A 20,932-nucleotide genomic window follows, 5' to 3' on the forward strand; every position below is an offset into this window, starting at 1 on the left:
GATCAGACGCTCCGCACCGCGCGGAGCGACTCCTTCAGCGAGCCCATCGTCGCGAACACGGCGGTGGGCTCGTAGCCGCAGTGCGCCATGCAGTTGGCGCAGCGGTCGTCGCGTCCGCGGCCGTAGGAGTCCCAGTCGGTCTCCTCCAGCAGCTCCCGGTAGGACTCGGCGTAGCCGTCCTCCATCAGGTAGCAGGGACGCTGCCAGCCCTTCAGCGAGTACGACGGGATCGCCCACGCCGTGCACGGGAAGTCGACCTTCCCCTCCAGGAAGTCCAGGAACAGCGGCGAGTGGTTGAACCGCCAGCGCTTGCGGTTGCCGCCCGCGAACGCCTTCTGGAACAGCGACCGCGTCTCCTGCACGCCCAGGAAGTGCTCCTGGTCGGGCGCCTTCTCGTAGGCGTACGCGGGCGAGATCATCATCTGGTCGACGCGCAGCTCGTCGTTGAGGTAGTCGAGCACGTCGATGACGGTCTGCGGGGTGTCGGTGTTGAACACGGTGGTGTTCGTGGTGACGCGGAAGCCGCGCTCCTGGCACATCCGGATCGCCGCGACCGCCTCGTCGAACACGCCCTCCTTGCACACCGACGCGTCATGCCGCTCGCGGAGCCCGTCGATGTGCACCGCCCACGCGAAGTACCGCGACGGCTCGAAGTCGTCGATCTTCTTCGGGATCAGCGCGGCGTTGGTGCACAGGAACACGTACCGCTTCATCCGGGTCAGCTCGCGGACCAGCTCGCCGATCTGCGGGTGCATCAGCGGCTCGCCGCCCGCGATCGACACCATCGGCGCCCCGCACTCGCGGATCGCGGCGACGGCCTGCTCGACCGGCATGCGCTGCTTGAGGACGCTCGCCGGATGCTGGATCTTCCCGCAGCCCGCGCACGCGAGGTTGCAGGCGAACAGCGGCTCCAGCTCGACGATCAGCGGGAACTTCTTCCGCCCCGCCAGCTTGTTCCGCAGGACGTACCCGCCGACGCGCAGGCTCTGGCGCAGTGGCATGGCCATTCAGGACCCCGTCTCCTTCACGTAGCGGCCCAGCGCCGACAGCGGGAACACCAGGCGGTACAGGTGGTAGTTGATGTAGAAGTCGCCGGGGAACCCGGTGCCGGTGAAGTGGTCCTCGTCCCACGTCCCGTCCGGGCGCTGGTGCTCGACGAGCCACCGCACGCCCCGCTCCACGGCCGGGCCGCGTTCCCCGGCGGCCAGCAGCGCCAGCAGCGCCCACGCGGTCTGCGACGCGGTCGAGACGCCGCGCCCGATCCATTCCGGGTCGCGGTAGGAGCGCAGGTCCTCGCCCCAGCCGCCGTCCTCGCGCTGGTGGCGCTCCAGCCAGCGGACGGCCCGCCGGATCGCCGGCCGGTCCGTCCGGACGCCCGCCGCGACCAGCGCGGGCACCACGCTGCCCGTCCCGTAGACGTGGTTGGCGCCCCACCGGCCGAACCACGAGCCGTCGTCCTCCTGCGCCTTCAGCAGCCACACGACGGCCCGCTTCACCAGCGTCGAGTCGGCCATGCCGCGGTGGCTGAGCGCCTCCACGACGTGCGCGGTGACGTCGGCGGACGGCGGGTCGATGACCTCGCCGAAGTCGCAGAACGGCAGCCGGCGGCACAGCGCGCGGGTGTTGTCGGCGTCGAACGCGCCGAACCCGCCGTCCCGGGACACCATCCCGGCCATCCACCGCACGCCGCGCTCGATCGCGGGCTCGGCCTTCGGGTGGTCGACGCGACTCAGCGCGAGGACGGCCTCGGCGGTGTCGTCGGTGTCGGGGTAGTAGTCGTTGTCGAACTCGAACGACCAGCCGCCGGGCGGCAGGTCGGGGCGGCGCACCGACCAGTCGCCCGGCCCCTGCACCTCCTCGCCGATCACCCACTCGGCCGCCGCCTCCAGGGCCTGGTGCCCGGCCGGCAGGCCCGCGTCGACCAGCGCGTTCATCGCCAGCACGGTGTCCCAGACGGGGGACTGGCAGGCCTCCAGCCGGCGCCCCCCGGCGTCCCGGATGGTGAAGCGCTCCAGCCCCTCCAGGCCGCGGCGCACCACCGGGTGGTCCAGGCCGTGGCCGAGCAGGTGCAGCGCGAGCAGCGAGTACACCCACGGCGGCTGGATGCCGCCCCACGAGCCGTCCGGCTCCTGCCGCGCGATGATCCACTCGCCGGCGCGGCGCAGCGCCGCCTTCCGCAGCCCGCGCAGCGGCCGCCGCTCGTAGGCGTGCAGCACCCGGTCGAGCGCGCCGAACGCCTCCTCCCAGCCGGGCAGGACCCGCCGCGCGCGGCGCACGGGCCGTCCCGACCGCAGCTCCTCCAGCTCGAACGGCAGCGGCCGGACGGGCCGCTTCGCCGCGACCACCGTCAGCGGCACGATCGTCTGCCGCGCCCAGCACGCGAAGTCGTAGACGTTCAGCGGGAACCAGCGCGGCAGGAACACCATCTCCGGCGGCACCACCGGCAGCTCGTCCCACGGCCACTGCCCGAACATCGCCAGCCAGAACCGGGTGAAGACGCGGGTGGCGGGGATGCCGCCCTCGCCCCGGACGAACGCGGCGGCGCGGCGCATGTGCGCGGCGTCCGGCTCGTCGCCGGCCAGCCGCAGCGCCACGTACGCCTCGACGGTCGTGGACAGGTCCGGCGGCCCGTCGTGGAAGTTCGCCCAGGTGCCGTCGGGCGCCTGCTGCGAGCGGATCCAGCGGGCCGCCTCGCGGGTGTCGGCGTCGGTGCGGATGCCGAGGAACTCACGCAGCAGCAGGTCCTCGGCGTCCATGGTCACGTTGGTCTGGAGCTCGCCCTTCCACCAGCCCTCCGGCGCCTGGAGGGCGAGCAGGCGGTCGCGGGCGGCCGCCATCGCCTCGGCGGCCGTGCGCGTCCCGGTTGTTCCAGGGGTTCCGGTCGTTCCGGCGGACGCGGTGGTCCCGGCGGGGTCGGTCGCGGTCATCAGTGGTCCCGGCGTGTGACGAAGGCGGCGATGTGCAGGAACTCGGCGCGGACCGGCTCGGGCAGCCCCGCGGACGCCAGCTGCGCGGTCGCGCTCGCGATGCGCTCGTCGGCCTCCGCCTCGGCCCACGCCCGGCCGCCCGCCGCCTCGACGAGCGCGGCGGCCTCGGCCAGCTCGTCCTCGTCGGGGCCCTCCGGGTCCGGCGGCCTGGCGTACAGCTCGGCGAGCCGCGCGCCCTCCGGCGTGCCGGACTCCAGCGCCGCCACCACCGGCAGCGACATCTTCCGGGACCGCAGGTCCGACAGCGCCGGCTTGCCGGTCGTCCCCGGGTCGCCCCAGATGCCGAGCAGATCGTCCACCAGCTGGAACGCCAGGCCGAGGTCGGCGCCGAACGCCTCCAGCGCGGCGCACAGCCGCTCCGGCGCCCCGTCCAGCACCGCCCCGATCGCGCAGGAGCAGGCCAGCAGCGCGGCGGTCTTGTCGGACGCCATCGCCGCGCACTCGTCGAGGCCGACGTGCCGGCGCGTCTCGAACTCCAGGTCGAGCGACTGGCCCGCGATGAGCCGGCGGGTCGCGACCGCCAGCGACCGCGCCGCCCGCGCCGACCCCTGCCCGGGCGCCTCCAGCAGCACCTCCAGCGCCAGGGCCAGCAGCGCGTCGCCCGCCAGGATCGCGGCGGGCTCCCCGAACACCGTCCACGCCGCCGGACGGTGCCGGCGCGTCCGGTCGCCGTCCATGATGTCGTCGTGCAGCAGCGAGAACGCGTGCGTCAGCTCCACCGCGACCGCGCCGGGCAGCGCGCTCTCCGGCGGCGCCCCCGCCGCCCGCGCCGACAGCAGCGCGAGGGCGGGCCGCAGCGCCTTCCCGGCGGGCGCCGTCAGCGGGCGGCCCTCCTCGTCGGCCCAGCCGAGATGGTAGGCCGCGACCCGGTAGGTACGCGGATCGAGCCGGCCCACCGCGGCGCGCAGCGCCCCGTCGACCAGCCCGCGAACGTCGGTCATCGAGACCGGTACGGCCGTCATCGATCACACCTCTCCGAATGGCGGTGGGTCGGGTGAGCCGTGGCGGACGCGGCGGTCACCGGTCCCTCACCCCCTCCAGGTGGCGGCGGACCAGGCGGGCGGCGGTCAGGCCGCTGCGCACCGCGCCCTCCATCGTGTCGGGCCAGCCCGTGTCGGTCCACGCGCCGGCCAGGAACAGTCCCCGGGCCCGGGTCGCCGCCCCCGGACGCGGCGACCGGCTGCCCGGCCGCTGCCGGAACGTCGCCCGCCGCTCCCGCGTCACGAACAGCTCCCGGACCCGCGCCCCGCGCGCCCCCGGCAGCAGCCGCGCCAGCTCCGGCACGAACCGCTCGCGCAGCTCGGCGGTGGGCCGGTCGATCCAGCGGTCCGCGGCCGACAGCGAGATCGCCAGGTACTGGCCGTCGCGCAGCCCGGCCGTCCCGCTCCGGTCGAAGAGCCACTGGACGGGGGAGCCGACCGCCGCGGCGAACGGCTCGTCCAGCACCCGCCGGTCGTAGACGACGTGCACGTTCACGATCGGGCTGGCGTCCAGCTCGTGCCAGCGCAGCGGCCGCGGCAGCGCCTCGGCGGGCAGCAGCCGCGCCGCCGCCTCGTGCGGGACGGCCAGCACCACCGCGTCCGCCGCGATCGGCACCCCGTCCACCACCACCTTCGGGTCGGTGGTGACCGACTCGACCTTCGCCTTCAGCCGGACGGTGCCGCCCATCTCGGCGATCCGGCGCAGCGCCGGGCCGCCGTGCAGCTCGGCGAGCGGGACGGTCGGGACGCCGATGTCGGCGGCGTCCGGGCGCCCGAACAGCGCCCGCCGGCACACCATCGCCGACAGGCCGAGCGCCGCCTCGTCCACCTCCGCGTTCAGCGCCGCGGTGATGAACAGCCCCCACAGCGCCTCCCGCGCCCACGGCCGCTGCCCGTGCTCGGCCAGCCACCGGCCGGCCGACCGCAGGTCCAGCGCCGGGTCGTCGGGGTCGAGCCGCTGCAGCGCCGCCGACGCGCGCATCGCGCGCAGCCGGTCGGCGACCGGCAGGTGCGAGTACCGCGCCAGCGACGGCAGCATGTGCAGCGGGCTCGGCAGCGGCGACCTGCGCAGCCGCGCGGGCCGCGCGCCCGGCCGCAGCACCGGGACGTCGAAGCGGTCCTGCGTCCGCACCAGGTGCTCGGCGCGCAGCCGCCGCAGCAGCCCCTGATAGGCGGTGCAGCAGCGCAGGAACACGTGCTGGCCGTTGTCGACGCTCAGCTCGGCGCGGCGGAACGAGTGGGTCGCGCCGCCCAGCCACGGGCGCGCCTCCAGCAGCGTGACCGGGACGCCCGTCTCCTGCAGGGCGATCGCGGTGCTGATGCCGGCCAGCCCGCCGCCCACGACGACGACGCTCACCGCTCCACCCCCGTCAGCGCGCGGGCCGCCACCACGGCCTTCTGCCACGTCGGCAGCGACACCCGCGAGTTCAGCGCGGCCGACGGGTTCGCCGCGATGCTCTCCAGCAGCCGCCGGTAGATCCCCGCCATCGCCGCCGTGCACGCGGCGCTGCGCCGGTCCAGCAGCGGCAGCAGCCGCATCCCCTCGGCGTACCAGGCGCGGGCCCGCTCGGCCTGGAACCCGACCAGCTTGTGCAGCCGCCACGGCGGGTCGATGAACATCCCCGACTCGTCCAGCTCCAGCGTGCAGCCGAACTGCTCCAGGTCCTCGGCCGGCAGGTACACCCGCCCGGCCGCCCGGTCCTCCCGCAGGTCGCGCAGGATGTTGGTGAGCTGCAGCGCGACGCCCAGCGAGTCCGCGAGCCCCTCGGCGCGCTGCCGGCCGTCCGACCCGAACACCCCGAGCGACAGCCGCCCCACCGAGCCCGCGACCTGCTGGCAGTAGCGCAGCAGGTCGTCGAACGTCTCGTAGCGCGCGCCCCGCACGTCGCTCTCGCAGCCGTCGATCAGCTCGTCGAAGGCGGCGAGCGGGATCGGGAAGCGGCCCGCCGCGTCCGCCAGCGCCGTCAGCACCGGATGGCCCTCCAGCGCCCGCACGTCGCTGCGGTGCCGCAGCACCTCCTGGACGGTCAGCAGCCGCCGCCGCGACCGGTCCAGCAGGTCCAGCCGCACCGATGCCGGCTCCGGCCCGTCCCCGATGTCGTCGATGCCGCGCGCGAACGCGTAGATCGCGCTCATCGCGCGGCGCTTCGGCGGCGGCATGAGCCGTATCCCGTAGGAGAAGTTGCGGGCCTCCTCGCGCACCACCCGCTCGCAGTGCCGGTACGCCTCGGCGACCTGGTCGGTGCGCTCACACGTCTCTGAAACCGTCATCGCTCAGCCCCTTCCCAGTGCGCGCGCCCACCCGGCCAGCACGGCGGCCCGGCGGGGACGCGGCGGATGCGCGAGCACGTCGTAACGGGCGCCGGCCAGCGCCGCCAGCGCGGCCCGCCCGCCGGCGACGTAGCCGCCCACGGCGACCCGCGCCCAGCCGGACAGCCCCCTCAGCAGCGGCGCCGCGCCCTCGTCCAGCAGGTCGCGGGCCCGCCCGGCCTCCAGCGCCAGCACCCCGCGCAGCCGCGTCGGCGTCACCGCCCGGGCGAGGTCGCCGTCCTGGCAGCCGAACCGGCGCAGGTCCTCGGCCGGCAGGTACACGCGCCCGTCGCGGTGGTCCTCCGCGACGTCCTGGCAGTGCTCGATGATCTGCAGCGCCGTGCAGACCTTGTCCGACGCCCGCTCCAGCCCGGTGTCCCGGGCGCCGAACACGTGCAGCACGATCCGGCCCACCGGGTCGGCCGACAGCGTGCAGTACTCCACCAGCTGGTCGAACGTCTCGTAGCGGTGGACGACCTGGTCCTGCCGGTTGGCCTCGACCAGCCGCCGGAACGGCTCGGCCGGGATCCGGTGCGCGTGCACCGTGCCGGCCAGCCGGCGCAGCTGCGGCAGCTTCGGCGTCCCGCCCTTGAAGACCCGGTCCAGGTCGTCGTCGACCAGGTCGAGCAGGTCCGCGCGCTGCCCGCGCGGCGCCTCGTCCCCGATGTCGTCGACGAGGCGCGCGAAGCCGTAGACGGCCCGCAGGTCGTCGCGGTGCCGCGCGGGCAGCAGCCGGGCGGCGACGGGAAAGTTCTCCCGCGCCGCCAGCGCGTCCAGCATGCGATCGTGGTCGAACGCGCTCCAGGGTGAATCGGTGATCACCTTTGTGAGATTCGCCGGTCCGGCACTAAAGAAACTCTGGCCAAGGTATGGACTTATTGAAGCGCCGCGTGTCCCGGGCTGAACCCTTCCAGAGTCCCCGGCGTCTAGGGCATTGACCAGGCCATCCCTCGCGTAGAGCCCTTTCGGCTGCGAAATACGGACATGCTGGGAATTGCTGGTGGTGGTTCGTGTCCGTGCCGCCGGGCGAGCAGTGAAATGAACATTTCGGGCGTCGTGGTACTCGACGGAAACGGGGCCCTGCCACCGGGAGGTAGGCGGGGCGGCCGGGTCGTTAGGCTCGGGGCCATGCCGACCCCCGAGCGCGAGATCACCGAGCCCGTCGACCTGTGCCTGCCCGGCGGGCGCCTCGATCCGGCGGCGGTCGGCTGGACGCGGCGGCCCCTGCACCGCGCGAACCTGCGCGGCTGGGGCCGCGCCAAGCGCTGGGAGTACTGGGGCGTCGTCACGCCGCGGCACATCGTCGGGCTCGTCGCCTCGTCCCTGGACTACGCGGGCGTGCACGGCCTCTACGTGCTCGACCGCGAGACCGGCGAGGAGCTCACCCGGGACGCGGTCGTCCCGTTCGCGCGCGGCGCCGCGTTCCCCGACCGCAGCGGCGAGGGCGAGGCCGCCGTGCGGGGCGGGGGAGTGGCGATCGGCATCCGGCAGCGCCCGGACGGCACCTCGCTGCGCGCCGCCGCCCGCGACGTCCGGATCGAGCTGGAGGTCCCGCTGCCGGACGGCCACGAGTCGCTCGGCGTGGTGATCCCGTGGAGCGACACCCGGTTCCAGTACACGGTGAAGGACGTGGGGCGCCCCGTGCACGGGCGGCTGGTCCTCCCGTCCGGCGAGCACGCCGTCGGCGGGGACTGGGCGTTCGCCGTCCTCGACCACGGGCGCGGCAAGTGGCCGTACCGGATGACGTGGAACTGGGCCGCCGCGGCCGGCCCCGGCCTGGCGCTCCAGCTCGGCGGCAAGTGGACGGCCGGCACCGGCATGACGGAGAACGGCGTCCTCGTCGAGGGCCGGCTGCACAAGATCGGCGAAGAGCTGGAGTGGACCTACGACCGGTCCGGCTGGACCCGCCCGTGGGCGATCACCGGCGAGCGCGTCGAGGTGGAGTTCCGGCCGTTCCACGAGCGGGCCTCGCGCACCGAGCTCGGCGTCGTCGGCTCCGAGACGCACCAGTGCTTCGGTCACTTCGGCGGGCGCGTCCGCACCGACGACGGCGCCTGGATCGAGTTCGACGGGCTCACCGGCTGGGCCGAGGAGGCCCGGCAGCGCTGGTGACCGCCTCTCGTCAGCCGTCGAGCCGTAGCCGCTTCGTTGCTGAGCGGACCAGCTCTTCGGGCAGCTTGACGACCGCGCGGTCGTAGGTGAGCAGCCCGTTCAGCTCGTCCTCGACGTCGGACAGCTGCGTGTAGACCGTCGCGCTCAGCCCGCGCGCGATGGCCGGGACGATCTGCTCCTCGTGCAGCCGGACGAACGCCTCGCTGAGCCCTTCTGCGGAGCCGTAGCGCCGGTAACCGAAGTCCTTGTCGTTGAACGCGTGCCCGTCCACCCGCAGGTTGTAGCCGCCGTACTCCGACAGCACGAGCACCCGCGGGTCGGCGCCGCGCGGGACGCGGAAGCGCCGCAGATAGACGTGCAGGCTGCGCAGGTCACCGGCCTGGAGCGTCGCGCGCATCTCGTTGCGGAAGCGTTCGCGTCCGGCCGCGTCACCGCGCCCGAACCGCTTCATCGTGGCGATGTCGTGCACCAGCGCCTCGTCGGACGGCGCCGTGTACAGGCCGTCCGGCCAGTAGCCCTGGTCGAGGATGCCGCCGCGGTCCAGTTTCTGCTTGCCCCATCCCCGGTCGCCGGTGTCGGACGGGTCGCGGATCTCCGCGACGAGCGTGTTCGGGCCGTCCCGCAGCAGGTCGGTGACGTCGAAGGAGAAGGGGAGGTAGCCGCCTTCGTGGGTGCCTGCCGTCGTGCCGTTGAGCGATACCCGGCAGGTTCGGTCCACCGCCCCGAAGTGCAGGATCAGTCGTTGTCGTCGGCTTGGAAGCCGTCTGGTAGGACTACCTCGCGCCGGTACCAGAGTGTTTCGTCCGGTTGGAGTTGCCGTTCTACGCCCGACAGTGGGGATTCCGGTGAGAACGGCACGATGATTTCGCCGTCGTACTCGGTCGGTTCCTCGCCGTTGGTGAAAGCGTAGTTCCAGCGGCCGTTCAGGTTCAGGTAGCTGTCGCGGGCGAGTTGGGGGCGCGGGTACTCCGGCAGCACCGCGTCGGGATCGAGGGTTGCGGCCCATGGGGTGAGCAGCGTCATCGCGGCCTCCTTGATCTGCGGGTGCCGCTGGCAGGTGCCGAAGGCAGGTCAGATGCGCAGGCCCTCGAAGAGGATGCCCAGATGGTGGTCGTACAGGGCGACCAGGTCCTCGCTGCCACCTGCCTCCACCCAGTGCCGCATCACCGTCATCGACACCGCGATCAGCGCCGCCGCCGCGCACCGCACCTCCAGGTCCGCGGCGTCCCGGCCGGTCCGCTCGGCGATCGCCGCGGCCACCGCGTCCTGGTTGCGCAGCTGCTCGTCCATCGCGCGGGCCCGGATGCCGGGATCGGTGAAGGACAGCCGGACCCGGGTGAACAGCTCCTCGCGGTCGGCCTCCAGCACCCGGCCGAACGACTCGGTCATCGAATGCCGGATCGACTGCACGACCGGCTCGTCCGCCGGACGCGCGGCGAGCGCCTCGACGAGCGCCGAGTCGTACTCGTCCGAGAGGATCACGTCCTCCTTCGCCGGAAAGTAGCGGAAGAACGTGCTGGGGGAGACCTCGGCCGCCTCGGCGATCTGGTCGACGGTCGTCGCCTCATAGCCTTGCTCGGCGAACAGCCGGAACGCGGCGCGGCGGATCGCCAGCCGGGTCTTCGCCTTCTTCCGCTCGCGCAGCCCGTGCGCCTTGGCCGGGGTCTCCCTGGTGCTCATGCCGGCAATTCTCCCGCGCGTGCCGTGGTGTCCGGTCGCGTGGTGGGCGCGCTTGCCGGCTCCGTCGTGGTCGAGCGGCGGGGCAGGAACGCGAGCGCCAGACCGGCGGCGAGCACGGCCGCCGCGGCGCAGACCAGCAGCGTCAGGCTCATCCCGTGGACGAACGCGCCGTGCGCCGAGACGAGCAGGGCGGGGTCGTGGAGCCGCTCCGCCACCGCGTCCGCGCCGGTCACCGAGCCGCGCGCCGCGTCCGCCGCCGCGTCCGGGAGGCCGTTGACCGGCAGCCGCGCCAGATACCCGGCGTTCAGCACGCTGCCGAGCGCCGCGACGCCCAGCACCCCGCCGAGCTGCTGGATCGTCTCCAGCAGGCTCGTCCCGGTGCCGGGGCCGTCCTCGGGAAGCGACCCGATCACCATGCTCGTCGCCGGGACGACCGCGAGCCCGAACCCGAGACCCGCCATCGACAGCCATCCCGCGGCCAGGCCGTAGCCGTCATCGGGGCCGGTGGTCGCGCCGAGGAGCGCGCCGCCGGCCAGCAGCAGCAGTCCCGCCGGGATCACGACGCGGGCGCCGAGCCGCGGGACGAGCGGCTCGGCCAGCGTCGCCGCCACCATCAGTCCGCCGATCAGCGGCAGCAGCCGCAGCCCGCTGCCGAACGCGTCGTTGCCCAGCACGGCCTGCAGGTACTGCGGGACGACGAACAGCAGCCCCATCACCGCGAAGTTGACGAAGACGGTGATCACCGATCCCCAGCGGAACGTCCCGTCCGTGAACAGGCCGAGATCGACCAGCGGCGCGGCCGTCCGCCGCTGCCGCCGCACGAACAGCGCGAGCAGGACCGCGCCGGCGGCGAGCGGCGCCAGCACCGACGGGCTCACCCAGCCGTGCCCGGGCACCTCGACGGTCCCGTAGACGAGCGCGGTGATGCCGAGCGTGCCGAGCAGGGTGCCGAGGTAGTCGAACGGCTTGGTGTTCCGGACGCGCGGGCCGTCGGCAGGGAGCAGCCGCAGGCACGCGACCACGGCGAGCACCGTCACGGGGACGTTGAACAGGAACACCGAACCCCACCAGAAGTGGTCGAGCAGCCATCCGCCGACGAGCGGGCCGATCGGCATGCCGACCGCCGTCGCCGCCGTCCACACGCCGATGGCGCGCGGCAGCTCGTCCCTGCCGAACACGCGCGGCAGGATCGCCATCGACAGCGGCGTGATCATCGCGGCGCCGAGGCCGAGGACGGCGCGCGCCGCGATCACCTCCCCGGCGCTGCCCGCCAGCGATCCGGCCGCCGACGCCAGGCCGAACAGCGCGATACCGGCGAGGAGGAGCCGGCGGTGGCCGTACCGGTCGCCCAGCAGGCCCGCCGGGAGCATCCCGACCGACAGCGCCAGCAGGTAGCCGCCGCCGATCCACTGCAGTTGCGCGCTGGTGGCGCCCAGCTCGTCCGACAGCGTCGGCAGCGCGACGTTGATGATCGTCCCGTCCAGTCCCACGATCAGCACGCTCAGCGTGAGCGCCGCCAGCGCCCACCAGCGGCGGGGCGAGCGGTCCCGGTCCGGTGCCTGGTTCGTCATGGTGCCCGTCTCCTTCAAAGTGACAGTGAACTATCAACTGATAGTGCACTGTCAGATTTCGGTCGTCAAGAGGCGAGTCCGCTGGAACGGCCGGCACGCGCAGAACCTCCTCGGCGGCATCGCCCTCGAATACCGGCAGGACCCGCAGACGGCGGCGAGATACTGGACCCTCGCCGCCGACCAGAACGACCCCGCCGGACAGTGCGGCCTCGGCCATCTCTACGCGTCCGGGCAGGGCGTACCGCGCGACCTCGCGAAGGCCGAACGGCTCTTCAGCGCGGCCGCGACGGCGGGCGACCGATACGCCATGTACAAAGGGCGGCCACGTACCGGCCATGCTCGCCGCCGCGAACTGGTACCGGGACGGCCTGGGCGGACCGGCCGACCGCGTCCAGGCCGTCCGGTGGTTCATCGCGATGCTGACCATGGGCGACGGCAACGGCGTCCACCACGCCGTGCAGTTGGCGAAGACCATGACGGACGAGGAGATCCGCGAGGCGGCACGGCTAGCCCGCAAACCGGAGGCCGGCGACGCGTTGATCGCTACCGTTCGTGGGGGGGGTAGTGGGGGTGGGTGTTGTTTTTCTGTTGCTGGCTCCTGTTGTTGCGTTGGTGGCTGGTCTCTTTTTATCGGATAAGTGTGGTTGCGGCGGGTGGGTGGCTGAGGTGGCCCCTGCGGGTCTGTGCGCTTGTTTCTCTTGGTCGGTGGTTGCTGTGTCGTGGTTGCGGTAGTGGGGTTTGGGTTTTGGTCTTCGGTGCTGGTCCTGCGTGGTGATGCTTAGTGCAGCGCAGCGCTTCGCGCTGCGCGCTGCGCTTAAAAGCGGTCGCCTAGGGCAGGGATTGGCTCCTTCTTTTGGTTGGGATCTTGAAAAAAGTTGTGATAATTGCGCGGCTTGCCTGGATTGTCGGTCGCCTGGTATCGAGTGGGGCATTATAATTTGAAGAAGCCGTTTGATCGGGGGTGAGTTGTGGTGGCGTTGCCTGCTGAGATCGCCGAAGTGGTTGGCGATGCGCGGGAGTGGGAGGGGCGGAGCTGGTTTCCGCCGGGGCCTCAATTGGCCGTTTGCCTCTCGGGCGGTAAAGAGCGGTTGGCGGATCTGACCGACGGGGAGCTGCTGGAGGTAGCTGCCGCTGCTCGTCGTCAGACATCGTGGGCGCAGGCCCGTGAGCTGGCCGCGATCGCCGAGCTGGCGGGGCGGCGCGCCGATGGGGATTCCGAGGACGATGCGCGGGTCCTGTCAGCGCATGAGTCGGTAACCGATGAGGTGGCGGCTGCGCTGACCGTCACCGGTAACGCCGCCGCCACGCTCGTGCATCTGGCCGAGCGGCTGGCAGACGAATTGCCCGCGACTCGGCAAGCACTTGAGGCCGGGCGCATCGATCTCGCCAAGGCCCGGGTCATCTGCGATGTCACCGAGAGCCTTTCGGGGGACGTCGTCGAACACCTCGAAGCCGTGGCCCTCGATAAGGCGTCCGGTCAGACTTCAGGGCAGTTGCGTCGTCGCATTACGCGGATGGCTCGTCGGCTCGCGCCCGATGCGATTGAGGAGCGCAAGCGTGACGCGGTGCGCGGACGGCGGCTGGAAGTGTGGGAGAACCCGTCCGGAACGGCGAGCCTGGCCCTGTGCGACCTTCCACCGGAAGAGATCCACGCCATCTACAACAAGATCAGTGCAGCGGCACGTGGTCTGAAGGCGGATGGTGACCCTCGGCCCCTTGGCGTCCTTCGCGTTGATCTGGCCAAGCAGCTTCTCGGCGGTCCCGAGTTTCCCGCCGCGGTCAGTGCGCTACTTGCTCAGGCGGCCGACACCGAATCCTCGCCGCAGCCTGCCGACGACGTCGCGATTCCCGCGTTGGCAGCCATGGTCGAACGGCGCCTTGCCGATGTGAGTGACCATGTGCCCCCGGACGAGCTGCCCGTCGCCATCAGGCAGGCGGCGCAAGAGATGCACGGCAAGCTCGCGCAACGGCGCGACGCGGTATGCCAGGGCGACGACGAGGCCCACGGGCGGCCCGGTTACCGACCCTCGGCGGCTCTGCGGCGTGAGATCGAGACCCGGCACGCCACCTGCGTGTTCCCGAGCTGCAACCGCCCCTCGCGCAGGTGCGACCTCGACCACACGATCCCGTGGCGGCCGGGGACGACTTGCCGCTGCAACCTCGCGCCGCTCTGCCGGAGGCACCACCGGCTCAAGCAGAGCCCGGGCTGGACGCTCCTGCAACTCTGGCCCGGTCTCCTCATCTGGACGACCCCCGCCGGCGCCTGGTACATCGTCCGCCCCGACCGAACCTGACCCGACGCGAGTAGCTTGATGTCGAGGCAGAACGACTTATCAGGGGCAATCAGTACAGATCAGCGGCGGAGTTGCCACCGTGGCAAGCCGGTTGGAGACCGCGCGGTGCCTGTGTGATGGTCAGGCAGGCTGCCACAGCTCTAGCCGGTTGCCCTCCGGATCGGTGACCCAGCCGAATCGACCAACGCCCTCCATGTCCTGAGTCTCCTGGGCTACCTCCGCCCCCTTGGCGCGCAATTGCGCGAGCATCGCATCCAGATCGCGGACGCGGAAGTTGAGCATGGTCTGCTGGGCGCGCGACCCGAAGTAGTCGGTTTCGGAGTCGAACGTCGCGAACACCGTCACCCCGGCTTCCTGACGCCACAGGCCGTTTTCGTCAGCCTCCAGGCCCAGGAAATCGCGATACCACGCACTCAAGGCCGCAGGGTCGGCCGCCCGCAGGAAGTATCCACCGATGCCAAGCACACGTTCCATGGCCCCATCTTGCCAGGACGACGATCGGGCGGAACTGCCAGCACACCACCGCCAGGTTGTGACCGAGAGTGGCAGTCCTGTCCCCGCATGCAGCCACCCCTAGCATGCGGCTAGCCCTTCAGCGACGCAGTGACCCTGCCCAGGTCGTCGGTGGGGTCGTTCTCGGCAAATCCAGTAGTGCGCAGCAGTTTGACGTGATCCCCCTGCGGAACCGACAGGAACAGGATCGAGTTATTGCTCGTACCGGGATTGAGGGTGGTGACATTGTTCGGCGTTGTCTCGTATCCGGCCGTGGCATCGAACTCACGTCCCTGCTGATCGATCACGGCGTCGGCGTTCACCTCGATCGGAATCCTGGCGTCAGACCTGTACCAGTACTGGATCTTCGCGACCGGCTCGCTCGGGTTGAAGGTCTGGACGCCTGCGACAAAGTTCGTGGCCTCCTGCGCGGAGATGTACGTGACCTCGGTGGTGGTGATATGCCATGGGCCGTTGACGTCACCCTGAAAATTCGAAGGGGTCTGCGCCGGAGCGGTTCGAGCGCGGTGCTCGGCGGAGTGGCTCCGCGCATCGCCGTCGACGTTACGCCGCCCCCGAGTGGCCAGCCTGTAGATGCCGTAAGTGATGCCGAGGATGAGGTCCACGGCGACCCATAGTCCGATCATCAGGCCCAAACCGATAGTTGTTCCGACCTGGCCCGCCTGGCAGTTGACGTCCTGGTCGGAACAGGACTGATACGTGGTGGCCCCGCTGGCCAGCCAGAGGATGAAGGCCACCTGGACCGCCAGGAAGAACACTAAGAATGCATGACTCTTGAGGAAATGCATTCGTACTACACAACCGCGCCTCCAATGTGTCGCTAGATAGAACCATCGGGGCGTAGATCGTTGTCGTGCTGTTTCTCTCGGGCATCCCAACGACGAGTACACCCAGAACCAAGGCGACGCATCGAATGTCGGCGAGGAGATCGTCGGAGCGGGCCTTGATCGCGCTCACCCTGTGGAGGTGGCCTCCGCCGTGGTGAGGCGCTCGTGGCTCCCCGGCGGACGGGGCGGATAGGGCCAAGGCCGCTGGTGGCAGGCGGTTCGGGCAGGCGATCGAGGCTAGGTAACTTGATGTCGAGATAAATTGGATGTATCTTGACATCAAGAAAAATCCTGCGGAAGTTAGGCGGACCCGGTTCCCGGTCAGGGGCTTGACTAGGGCAGGATCAAGGTAGACGAGCACACCCGCCTCGTCGCGCGCCGCGACGCCCGACTCGCGCCGGCCGCGTGGGCGGGCGCACATTGAAGATCACGATGAGCGTGCGCCGCGCGGTCATGTCCCGGACCGGACGCGCGGCGTGTGACGGAGGAGGAGTCCGTGTCCGCGAACAGCTTCGGCAGCCTGAGTAAGCTTCAGGTGGGCGGCAAGTCGTACGACATCTACCGGCTGGACGCCGTCGAGGGCTCGGCCCGTCTCCCGTACAGCCTGAAGGTGCTGCTGGAGAACCTGCTGCGCACCGAGGACGGTGCGAACGTCACCGCCGAGCACATCCGCGCGCTGGCCGGGTGGGACGCCAAGGCCCAGCCCAGCAAGGAGATCCAGTTCACCCCGGCCCGGGTGATCATGCAGGACTTCACCGGCGTGCCGTGCGTGGTGGACCTGGCGACGATGCGCGAGGCCGTGCGGGACCTGGGCGGCGACCCGACGAAGATCAACCCGCTGGCGCCGGCCGAGATGGTCATCGACCACTCCGTCATCGTCGAGTACTTCGGCTCGCCGCAGGCGTTCGAGCGCAACGTGCAGGTCGAGTACGAGCGCAACAAGGAGCGGTACCAGTTCCTGCGGTGGGGGCAGACGGCGTTCGACGAGTTCAAGGTCGTCCCGCCGGGGACGGGCATCGTGCACCAGGTGAACATCGAGCACCTGGCGCGGGTGGTGTTCGACCGCAACGGGGTCGCCTACCCCGACACCTGCGTCGGCACCGACTCGCACACGACGATGGAGAACGGCATCGGCGTGCTCGGCTGGGGCGTCGGCGGCATCGAGGCGGAGGCCGCGATGCTCGGCCAGCCGATCTCCATGCTGATCCCGCGCGTGGTCGGCTTCAAGCTGACCGGTGAGCTGCCCGCCGGCACGACCGCGACGGACCTGGTGCTGACGATCACCGAGATGCTCCGCGAGCACGGCGTGGTCGGCAAGTTCGTGGAGTTCTACGGCGAGGGCGTGCACGCGCTGCCGCTGGCCAACCGCGCCACGATCGGCAACATGAGCCCCGAGTTCGGCTCCACCTGCGCGATCTTCCCGATCGACGACGAGACGCTGAAGTACCTGCGGCTGACGGGGCGCAGCGACGAGCAGATCGCGCTCGTCGAGGCGTACGCCAAGGAGCAGGGCATGTGGCTCGACCCGTCGGTCGAGCCGGACTTCTCCGAGTACCTCGAGCTGGACCTCGGCACGGTCGTCCCGTCGCTGGCCGGCCCGAAGCGCCCGCAGGACCGCATCTCGCTGTCGGCCGCCAAGCAGACCTGGCGGCGCGACGTGCAGAACTACGTCAAGAGCGTGCAGGGCCCGGCGGACGAGGCGTCCGACGAGTCCTTCCCCGCCTCCGACTCCCCGGCGATCGGCCACGGCGGCAACGGCGACAAGCCGCGCCACCTGGAGGAGAACGGCTCGGGCCGCCCGCACAACCGGGTGCCGGTCACGCTGGAGGACGGCACGAGCTTCGAGCTCGACCACGGTCACGTCGCCGTGGCGGCCATCACCTCCTGCACCAACACCTCCAACCCGTACGTGATGATCGGCGCGGCGCTGCTGGCCAAGAACGCGGTGGAGAGGGGCCTGACCCGCAAGCCGTGGGTGAAGACCTCGCTGGCGCCCGGGTCCCAGGTCGTCACCGACTACTACGAGCGCGCCGGCCTCACCCCGTACCTCGACAAGATCGGGTTCAACCTGGTCGGGTACGGCTGCACCACCTGCATCGGCAACACCGGCCCGCTGCAGCCGGAGATCTCCAAGGCCGTCAACGACAACGACCTGGCGGTCACCGCGGTGCTGTCGGGCAACCGCAACTTCGAGGGCCGCATCAGCCCCGACGTGAAGATGAACTACCTGGCGTCCCCGCCGCTGGTCATCGCCTACGCGCTGGCCGGGACGATGGACATCGACATCCTCAACGACCCGATCGCCGAGGGCACCGACGGCCCGGTGTACCTGCGCGACCTCTGGCCCTCCTCCGAGGAGGTCGCCGAGATCGTCGAGTCGTCCATCGGCAAGGAGATGTTCACCAAGGACTACGCCGACGTCTTCAAGGGCGACGAGCGCTGGCGCGGCCTCGACATCCCGACCGGCGACCTGTTCGAGTGGGACGAGGCGTCGACCTACGTCCGCAAGGCGCCGTACTTCGACGGCATGGGCGCCGAGCCGGAGCCGGTCTCTGACATCCACGGCGCGCGCGTGCTGGCCAAGCTCGGCGACTCGGTCACCACCGACCACATCTCGCCCGCCGGGTCCATCAAGGTCGGCACGCCCGCCGCGCAGTACCTCCAGGACAACGGCGTCGCGGTGAAGGACTTCAACTCCTACGGCTCGCGCCGCGGCAACCACGAGGTGATGATCCGCGGCACGTTCGCCAACATCCGGCTGCGCAACCAGCTGCTGGACGACGTCGAGGGCGGCTACACCCGCGACTTCACCCAGGACGGCGCGCCGCAGGCGTTCATCTACGACGCCGCGCAGAACTACGCCGCGCAGGGCACCCCGCTGGTGGTGCTGGCGGGCAAGGAGTACGGCTCCGGGTCGTCCCGCGACTGGGCCGCCAAGGGCACCGCGCTGCTGGGCGTCCGCGCCGTCATCGCGCAGTCCTACGAGCGCATCCACCGCTCGAACCTGATCGGCCTCGGCGTCCTGCCGCTGCAGTTCAAGGACGGCGACTCGGCCGAGTCCCTCGGGCTGACCGGCACCGAGACGTTCGACATCACCGGCGTCACGGCGCTCAACGAGGGCGGCATCCCGGACGAGGTGACGGTGAAGGCGGACGGCAAGGAGTTCAAGGTCGACGTCCGCATCGACACCCCCGGCGAGGCGGACTACTACCGCAACGGCGGCATCCTCCAGTTCGTCCTGCGGAACCTCATCAAGTAAGGCACGACGCGAAATCGGGCCGTCTCCCTGCGGGGAGGCGGCCCGTCGTCATTCGCCTGGGGCGGCGGGGATGCGGGTGCGGGTCGCGGGGGCGCGGCGCCCGACGACGAAGTACCCGACGATGGCCGCGCTGAGGGCCAGCGACCCGTACGGGCTGACGAGCGCGACGAGCGCCGCGACGACGTAGCCGACGGGGCCGAGCAGCGAGTTGCGGCGGGCGGTGCGCGCCGAGCCGCGCGCGGCGGGGCGCATCAGCCACGGCCGCCGGTGCAGATGGTGCCAGAACAGGGTGAACCAGGCGGACGCCGCCGCCATCGACACCGAGTAGAACACCGCGGCGGCGGACGCGTCGCCGCCGCGCAGATGCCCGCCGAGGGTGGCGGTCGGCAGCGGCAGGAAGCTGATCGTCGCCAGCATGCCGAGGTTGAGCAGCAGCATCCCGCGGTCCACCGTCCGGACCTGGTGGAACAGGTTGTGGTGGTGGATCCACGCGATGCCGATGACCAGGAACGTCACCGCGTAGGCGGCCAGCGCCGGCCACTCGTGCCGCAGCGCGTGCCAGACGCGCTCGTCGGCGGCCGGCGCCTTGACCTCCAGGATCAGTAGGGTCGCGGCGATCGCGAAGACGCCGTCGCTGAAGGCGCGCAGCCGGTCCGGGGTGACGGGCTCGCCCGCCGCCCCGTCCGGCGCGTCGGGTCCGCCCGCCTCGCCCGGTCCGCCCGCCTCGTCGGGCTCGTCGTCGGCCACGTCGTCCTCCGGAGGTGATCGGAAGCGACAGCGTAGACCGTCACCTGCCGGTCGGCAGGCTGAGCCCCCCGTTGCACTCGATCACCTGGCCGGTGACGAAGCCGTTGGCGGCGGCGAGCAGGACGGCCTGCGCGACGTCCTCGGGCCGCCCCACGCGGCCGACCGGCAGCGCGGCGGCGTGCTCGGCGAATATCGCCTCGCGCTGCTCGGCCGGCATGCCGTCCCACCAGGGCGTCTCGATGACGCCGGGGGAGACGGCGTTGACCCGCCGCGGTGCCAGTTCGGTCGCCAGCGGCCGCACCATCGCCTCCAGCGCGCCGTTGATCGCGGCGAGCCCGGCGGTTCCGGGCAGCGCGGCGCGGGCCGAGGAGGCAGTGATGAAGGTGACCGAGCCGTCCCCGGCCAGCCGGGGCAGCGCCGCCTGGACGATCCGCAGGTGCAGCCAGAACTTCGCCTCGAAGCCGTGCCGCAGGTCGGCCAGGTCGAGGGTGGCGAACGGGCCGGCGCCCGAACCGCCGCTCAGCGCGAGGATCAGGTGGTCGTAGCGGGTGTCCTCGGCGAAGAACGCGGTCACCTCCTCCGGCGAGGAGGCGTCGACGCGGCGGGCGATGAGGCCGCCGGCCGCGGCCTTGGCGAGCCGCTCCTCGTCCCGGCCGGTGATCACGACGTCGGCGCCCTGCGCGGCGAACAGCGCGGCGGTGGCCGCGCCGATGCCCGAGGTGCCGCCGAACACGAGGGTGCGCTTTCCGGTGAGCGTCATGGCCGAACTCCTCTTGCCGAGACTTTCTGTCTCGACAAGTATTGTCGAGACCACAGGTCTCGTCAAATGGGTAGGGTGGTGCCATGAGTGACAGGCAACGGCCGCACACCGGGCGGCGCCGCAACGAGGCTGCGCGGCGCGCGATCCTCGACGTCGCGGTCGACCTGCTGGCCCGCGACGACGGCGCCCCGGTCACGATCGACACGCTCGCCGCCGCCGCCGGCGTCGGCAAGCAGACGATCTACCGCTGGTGGCCGTCCAAGGGCGCGGTGCTGCTGGAGGCGATGGCCGAGCGCGCGGGCGCGGACATCCCCGTGCCCGACACCGGCACGCTCCGCGGCGACCTGGAGGCGTTCCTGACCGCGACGTTCCGCGGCGCCGGCCGGCGGCTCACCGCGTCCGTGCTGCGCAACGCGATGGCCGAGGCGCAGCGCGACCCGCACGCCCGCGAGCACATGCGCACGTTCGCCGAGTCGCGGCGCCGCGTCCTGTCCGGGCTGCTGGAACGGGCTCGCGACCGCGGCGAGATCGCGGCCGGCGCCGACCTCGCCCTGATGGTCGACCAGGTCTACGGCGTGCTCTGGTACCGCGTCCTCGTCGGCCACGAGCCGCTCGGCGAGGCACAGGCCACCGAGTTGGCCCGAGCCCTCTCCGACCAGGCCGCCGCCCGCCTCGGCGGCGGAGGCCGCTGACCCGCGTTCTCGATTCGCTCTTGACAGGGCGGGGCCTGCGCATCGATGGTGTGTGAACGATCACGTGAACGTTAATGTGACGCAGCCGACACGGAAGGCCCCCGCCAGCATGAGGACCCCCCGTCCCCCCGCCCGTCCGGCCGCCGCGCTCGCCGCGGCCGCCTGCGCCGCCGCGGTGCTCGTCCCCGCGGCCGCCGCGC

19 protein-coding genes and 1 pseudogene are annotated in these 20,932 nt (G+C 71.7%); 6 read left to right on the top strand and 14 right to left on the bottom strand.

Annotated features, from left to right (window positions below):
* Positions 1-2: 2 nt before the first annotated feature.
* From hpnH to hpnC, 6 genes are read right to left on the bottom strand one after another with little or no spacing between them, the layout of a single operon-like run.
* Positions 3-1,007, bottom strand: a complete 1,005-nt coding sequence (gene hpnH / locus QP089_RS18035; RefSeq protein WP_285912785.1) for an adenosyl-hopene transferase HpnH — start codon at positions 1,005-1,007, stop codon at positions 3-5.
* Positions 1,008-2,927, bottom strand: a complete 1,920-nt coding sequence (gene shc / locus QP089_RS18040) for a squalene--hopene cyclase (protein ID WP_285912786.1) — start codon at positions 2,925-2,927, stop codon at positions 1,008-1,010. It abuts the gene before it with no gap.
* A complete protein-coding gene (locus QP089_RS18045) occupies positions 2,927-3,949 on the bottom strand; it encodes a polyprenyl synthetase family protein (RefSeq protein ID WP_285912787.1) in 1,023 nt (340 codons plus the stop codon). The genes shc and QP089_RS18045 overlap by 1 nt, the downstream gene beginning before the upstream one ends.
* A gap of 55 nt (positions 3,950-4,004) precedes the next feature.
* Positions 4,005-5,324 carry a hydroxysqualene dehydroxylase HpnE gene (hpnE, locus tag QP089_RS18050; RefSeq protein ID WP_285912789.1) on the bottom strand — a complete coding sequence of 440 codons (1,320 nt, stop codon included), beginning with the start codon at positions 5,322-5,324 and terminating at the stop codon, positions 4,005-4,007.
* On the bottom strand, positions 5,321-6,238 hold the full coding sequence (gene hpnD, locus QP089_RS18055) for a presqualene diphosphate synthase HpnD (RefSeq protein WP_285912790.1): 918 nt from the start codon (positions 6,236-6,238) through the stop codon (positions 5,321-5,323). The genes hpnE and hpnD overlap by 4 nt, the downstream gene beginning before the upstream one ends.
* A gap of 3 nt (positions 6,239-6,241) precedes the next feature.
* The gene (gene hpnC, locus QP089_RS18060) at positions 6,242-7,099 is read right to left on the bottom strand and encodes a squalene synthase HpnC (RefSeq protein WP_285912791.1); all 858 of its coding nucleotides are present in this window, start codon (positions 7,097-7,099) and stop codon (positions 6,242-6,244) included.
* A gap of 306 nt (positions 7,100-7,405) precedes the next feature.
* On the opposite strand from hpnC, the gene QP089_RS18065 reads away from it, so the two are divergent.
* Positions 7,406-8,389, top strand: coding sequence for a DUF2804 domain-containing protein (locus QP089_RS18065; protein ID WP_285912792.1), 984 nt, complete (start codon positions 7,406-7,408; stop codon positions 8,387-8,389).
* 10 nt (positions 8,390-8,399) lie between these two features.
* On the opposite strand, the gene QP089_RS18070 is transcribed toward QP089_RS18065, so the two are convergent.
* From QP089_RS18070 to QP089_RS18085, 4 genes are read right to left on the bottom strand one after another with little or no spacing between them, the layout of a single operon-like run.
* Positions 8,400-9,107, bottom strand: coding sequence for a hypothetical protein (locus tag QP089_RS18070; protein WP_285912793.1), 708 nt, complete (start codon positions 9,105-9,107; stop codon positions 8,400-8,402).
* A gap of 17 nt (positions 9,108-9,124) precedes the next feature.
* Positions 9,125-9,412, bottom strand: coding sequence for a hypothetical protein (locus QP089_RS18075; RefSeq protein WP_285912794.1), 288 nt, complete (start codon positions 9,410-9,412; stop codon positions 9,125-9,127).
* A 48-nt stretch (positions 9,413-9,460) separates the two neighbouring features.
* Positions 9,461-10,069, bottom strand: coding sequence for an acyl-CoA-like ligand-binding transcription factor (locus tag QP089_RS18080; protein WP_285912795.1), 609 nt, complete (start codon positions 10,067-10,069; stop codon positions 9,461-9,463).
* Positions 10,066-11,640, bottom strand: a complete 1,575-nt coding sequence (locus tag QP089_RS18085; protein ID WP_285912796.1) for an MFS transporter — start codon at positions 11,638-11,640, stop codon at positions 10,066-10,068. Before QP089_RS18085 ends, QP089_RS18080 begins: the two co-directional genes overlap by 4 nt.
* On the opposite strand from QP089_RS18085, the pseudogene QP089_RS48805 reads away from it, so the two are divergent.
* From QP089_RS48805 to QP089_RS18095, 3 genes and pseudogenes are all read left to right on the top strand, one after another.
* Positions 11,639-11,926 (top strand): annotated as a pseudogene (locus tag QP089_RS48805) (tetratricopeptide repeat protein); the annotation flags it as partial. The gene QP089_RS18085 and the pseudogene QP089_RS48805 sit on opposite strands and share 2 nt — an antisense overlap.
* Positions 11,927-11,975: 49 nt before the next feature.
* The gene (locus QP089_RS18090) at positions 11,976-12,278 is read left to right on the top strand and encodes a hypothetical protein (protein WP_285912797.1); all 303 of its coding nucleotides are present in this window, start codon (positions 11,976-11,978) and stop codon (positions 12,276-12,278) included.
* A gap of 333 nt (positions 12,279-12,611) precedes the next feature.
* Entirely contained in the window at positions 12,612-13,934 is a 1,323-nt protein-coding gene (locus QP089_RS18095; protein ID WP_285912799.1) for an HNH endonuclease signature motif containing protein, read from the top strand.
* Between the two features lie 120 nt (positions 13,935-14,054).
* Here the strand turns inward: QP089_RS18095 and QP089_RS18100 are convergent, their stop codons facing one another.
* A complete protein-coding gene (locus tag QP089_RS18100) occupies positions 14,055-14,408 on the bottom strand; it encodes a VOC family protein (RefSeq protein WP_285912800.1) in 354 nt (117 codons plus the stop codon).
* A 110-nt stretch (positions 14,409-14,518) separates the two neighbouring features.
* Complete coding sequence (locus QP089_RS18105; RefSeq protein WP_285912801.1) at positions 14,519-15,235, bottom strand: hypothetical protein; 717 nt, start codon at positions 15,233-15,235, stop codon at positions 14,519-14,521.
* Positions 15,236-15,770: 535 nt separating this feature from the next.
* Here QP089_RS18105 and QP089_RS18110 point away from each other — a divergent pair.
* Complete coding sequence (locus QP089_RS18110; protein ID WP_285912802.1) at positions 15,771-18,533, top strand: aconitate hydratase; 2,763 nt, start codon at positions 15,771-15,773, stop codon at positions 18,531-18,533.
* A 48-nt stretch (positions 18,534-18,581) separates the two neighbouring features.
* Here QP089_RS18110 and QP089_RS18115 read toward each other — a convergent pair whose 3' ends face one another.
* Together QP089_RS18115 and QP089_RS18120 are read right to left on the bottom strand one after the other, a co-directional pair.
* Positions 18,582-19,280 carry a TMEM175 family protein gene (locus tag QP089_RS18115; protein WP_285912804.1) on the bottom strand — a complete coding sequence of 233 codons (699 nt, stop codon included), beginning with the start codon at positions 19,278-19,280 and terminating at the stop codon, positions 18,582-18,584.
* A 40-nt stretch (positions 19,281-19,320) separates the two neighbouring features.
* Positions 19,321-20,040 (bottom strand): SDR family oxidoreductase, encoded by a 720-nt coding sequence (locus QP089_RS18120; protein ID WP_285912806.1) that lies wholly within the window; start codon positions 20,038-20,040, stop codon positions 19,321-19,323.
* A gap of 83 nt (positions 20,041-20,123) precedes the next feature.
* On the opposite strand from QP089_RS18120, the gene QP089_RS18125 reads away from it, so the two are divergent.
* Positions 20,124-20,732 carry a TetR/AcrR family transcriptional regulator gene (locus QP089_RS18125; RefSeq protein WP_285912807.1) on the top strand — a complete coding sequence of 203 codons (609 nt, stop codon included), beginning with the start codon at positions 20,124-20,126 and terminating at the stop codon, positions 20,730-20,732.
* The last annotated feature ends 200 nt before the right edge of the window (positions 20,733-20,932 follow it).

It is taken from the genome of Actinomadura opuntiae (assembly GCF_030283205.1).
In the GTDB taxonomy this organism is placed as follows: Bacteria; Actinomycetota; Actinomycetes; order Streptosporangiales; family Streptosporangiaceae; genus Spirillospora.

Bases quoted from the DNA above. Each gene is read 5' to 3' on its own strand.
- hpnH (WP_285912785.1), bottom strand. From the start codon at position 1,007: ATGGCCATGCCACTGCGCCAGAGCCTGCGCGTCGGCGGGTACGTCCTG.
- shc (WP_285912786.1), bottom strand. From the start codon at position 2,927: ATGACCGCGACCGACCCCGCCGGGACCACCGCGTCCGCCGGAACGACC.
- QP089_RS18045 (WP_285912787.1), bottom strand. From the start codon at position 3,949: ATGACGGCCGTACCGGTCTCGATGACCGACGTTCGCGGGCTGGTCGAC.
- hpnD (WP_285912790.1), bottom strand. From the start codon at position 6,238: ATGACGGTTTCAGAGACGTGTGAGCGCACCGACCAGGTCGCCGAGGCG.
- QP089_RS18065 (WP_285912792.1), top strand. From the start codon at position 7,406: ATGCCGACCCCCGAGCGCGAGATCACCGAGCCCGTCGACCTGTGCCTG.
- QP089_RS18075 (WP_285912794.1), bottom strand. From the start codon at position 9,412: ATGACGCTGCTCACCCCATGGGCCGCAACCCTCGATCCCGACGCGGTG.
- QP089_RS18080 (WP_285912795.1), bottom strand. From the start codon at position 10,069: ATGAGCACCAGGGAGACCCCGGCCAAGGCGCACGGGCTGCGCGAGCGG.
- QP089_RS18085 (WP_285912796.1), bottom strand. From the start codon at position 11,640: ATGACGAACCAGGCACCGGACCGGGACCGCTCGCCCCGCCGCTGGTGG.
- QP089_RS18090 (WP_285912797.1), top strand. From the start codon at position 11,976: ATGCTCGCCGCCGCGAACTGGTACCGGGACGGCCTGGGCGGACCGGCC.
- QP089_RS18100 (WP_285912800.1), bottom strand. From the start codon at position 14,408: ATGGAACGTGTGCTTGGCATCGGTGGATACTTCCTGCGGGCGGCCGAC.
- QP089_RS18105 (WP_285912801.1), bottom strand. From the start codon at position 15,235: ATGCATTTCCTCAAGAGTCATGCATTCTTAGTGTTCTTCCTGGCGGTC.
- QP089_RS18120 (WP_285912806.1), bottom strand. From the start codon at position 20,040: ATGACGCTCACCGGAAAGCGCACCCTCGTGTTCGGCGGCACCTCGGGC.
- QP089_RS18125 (WP_285912807.1), top strand. From the start codon at position 20,124: ATGAGTGACAGGCAACGGCCGCACACCGGGCGGCGCCGCAACGAGGCT.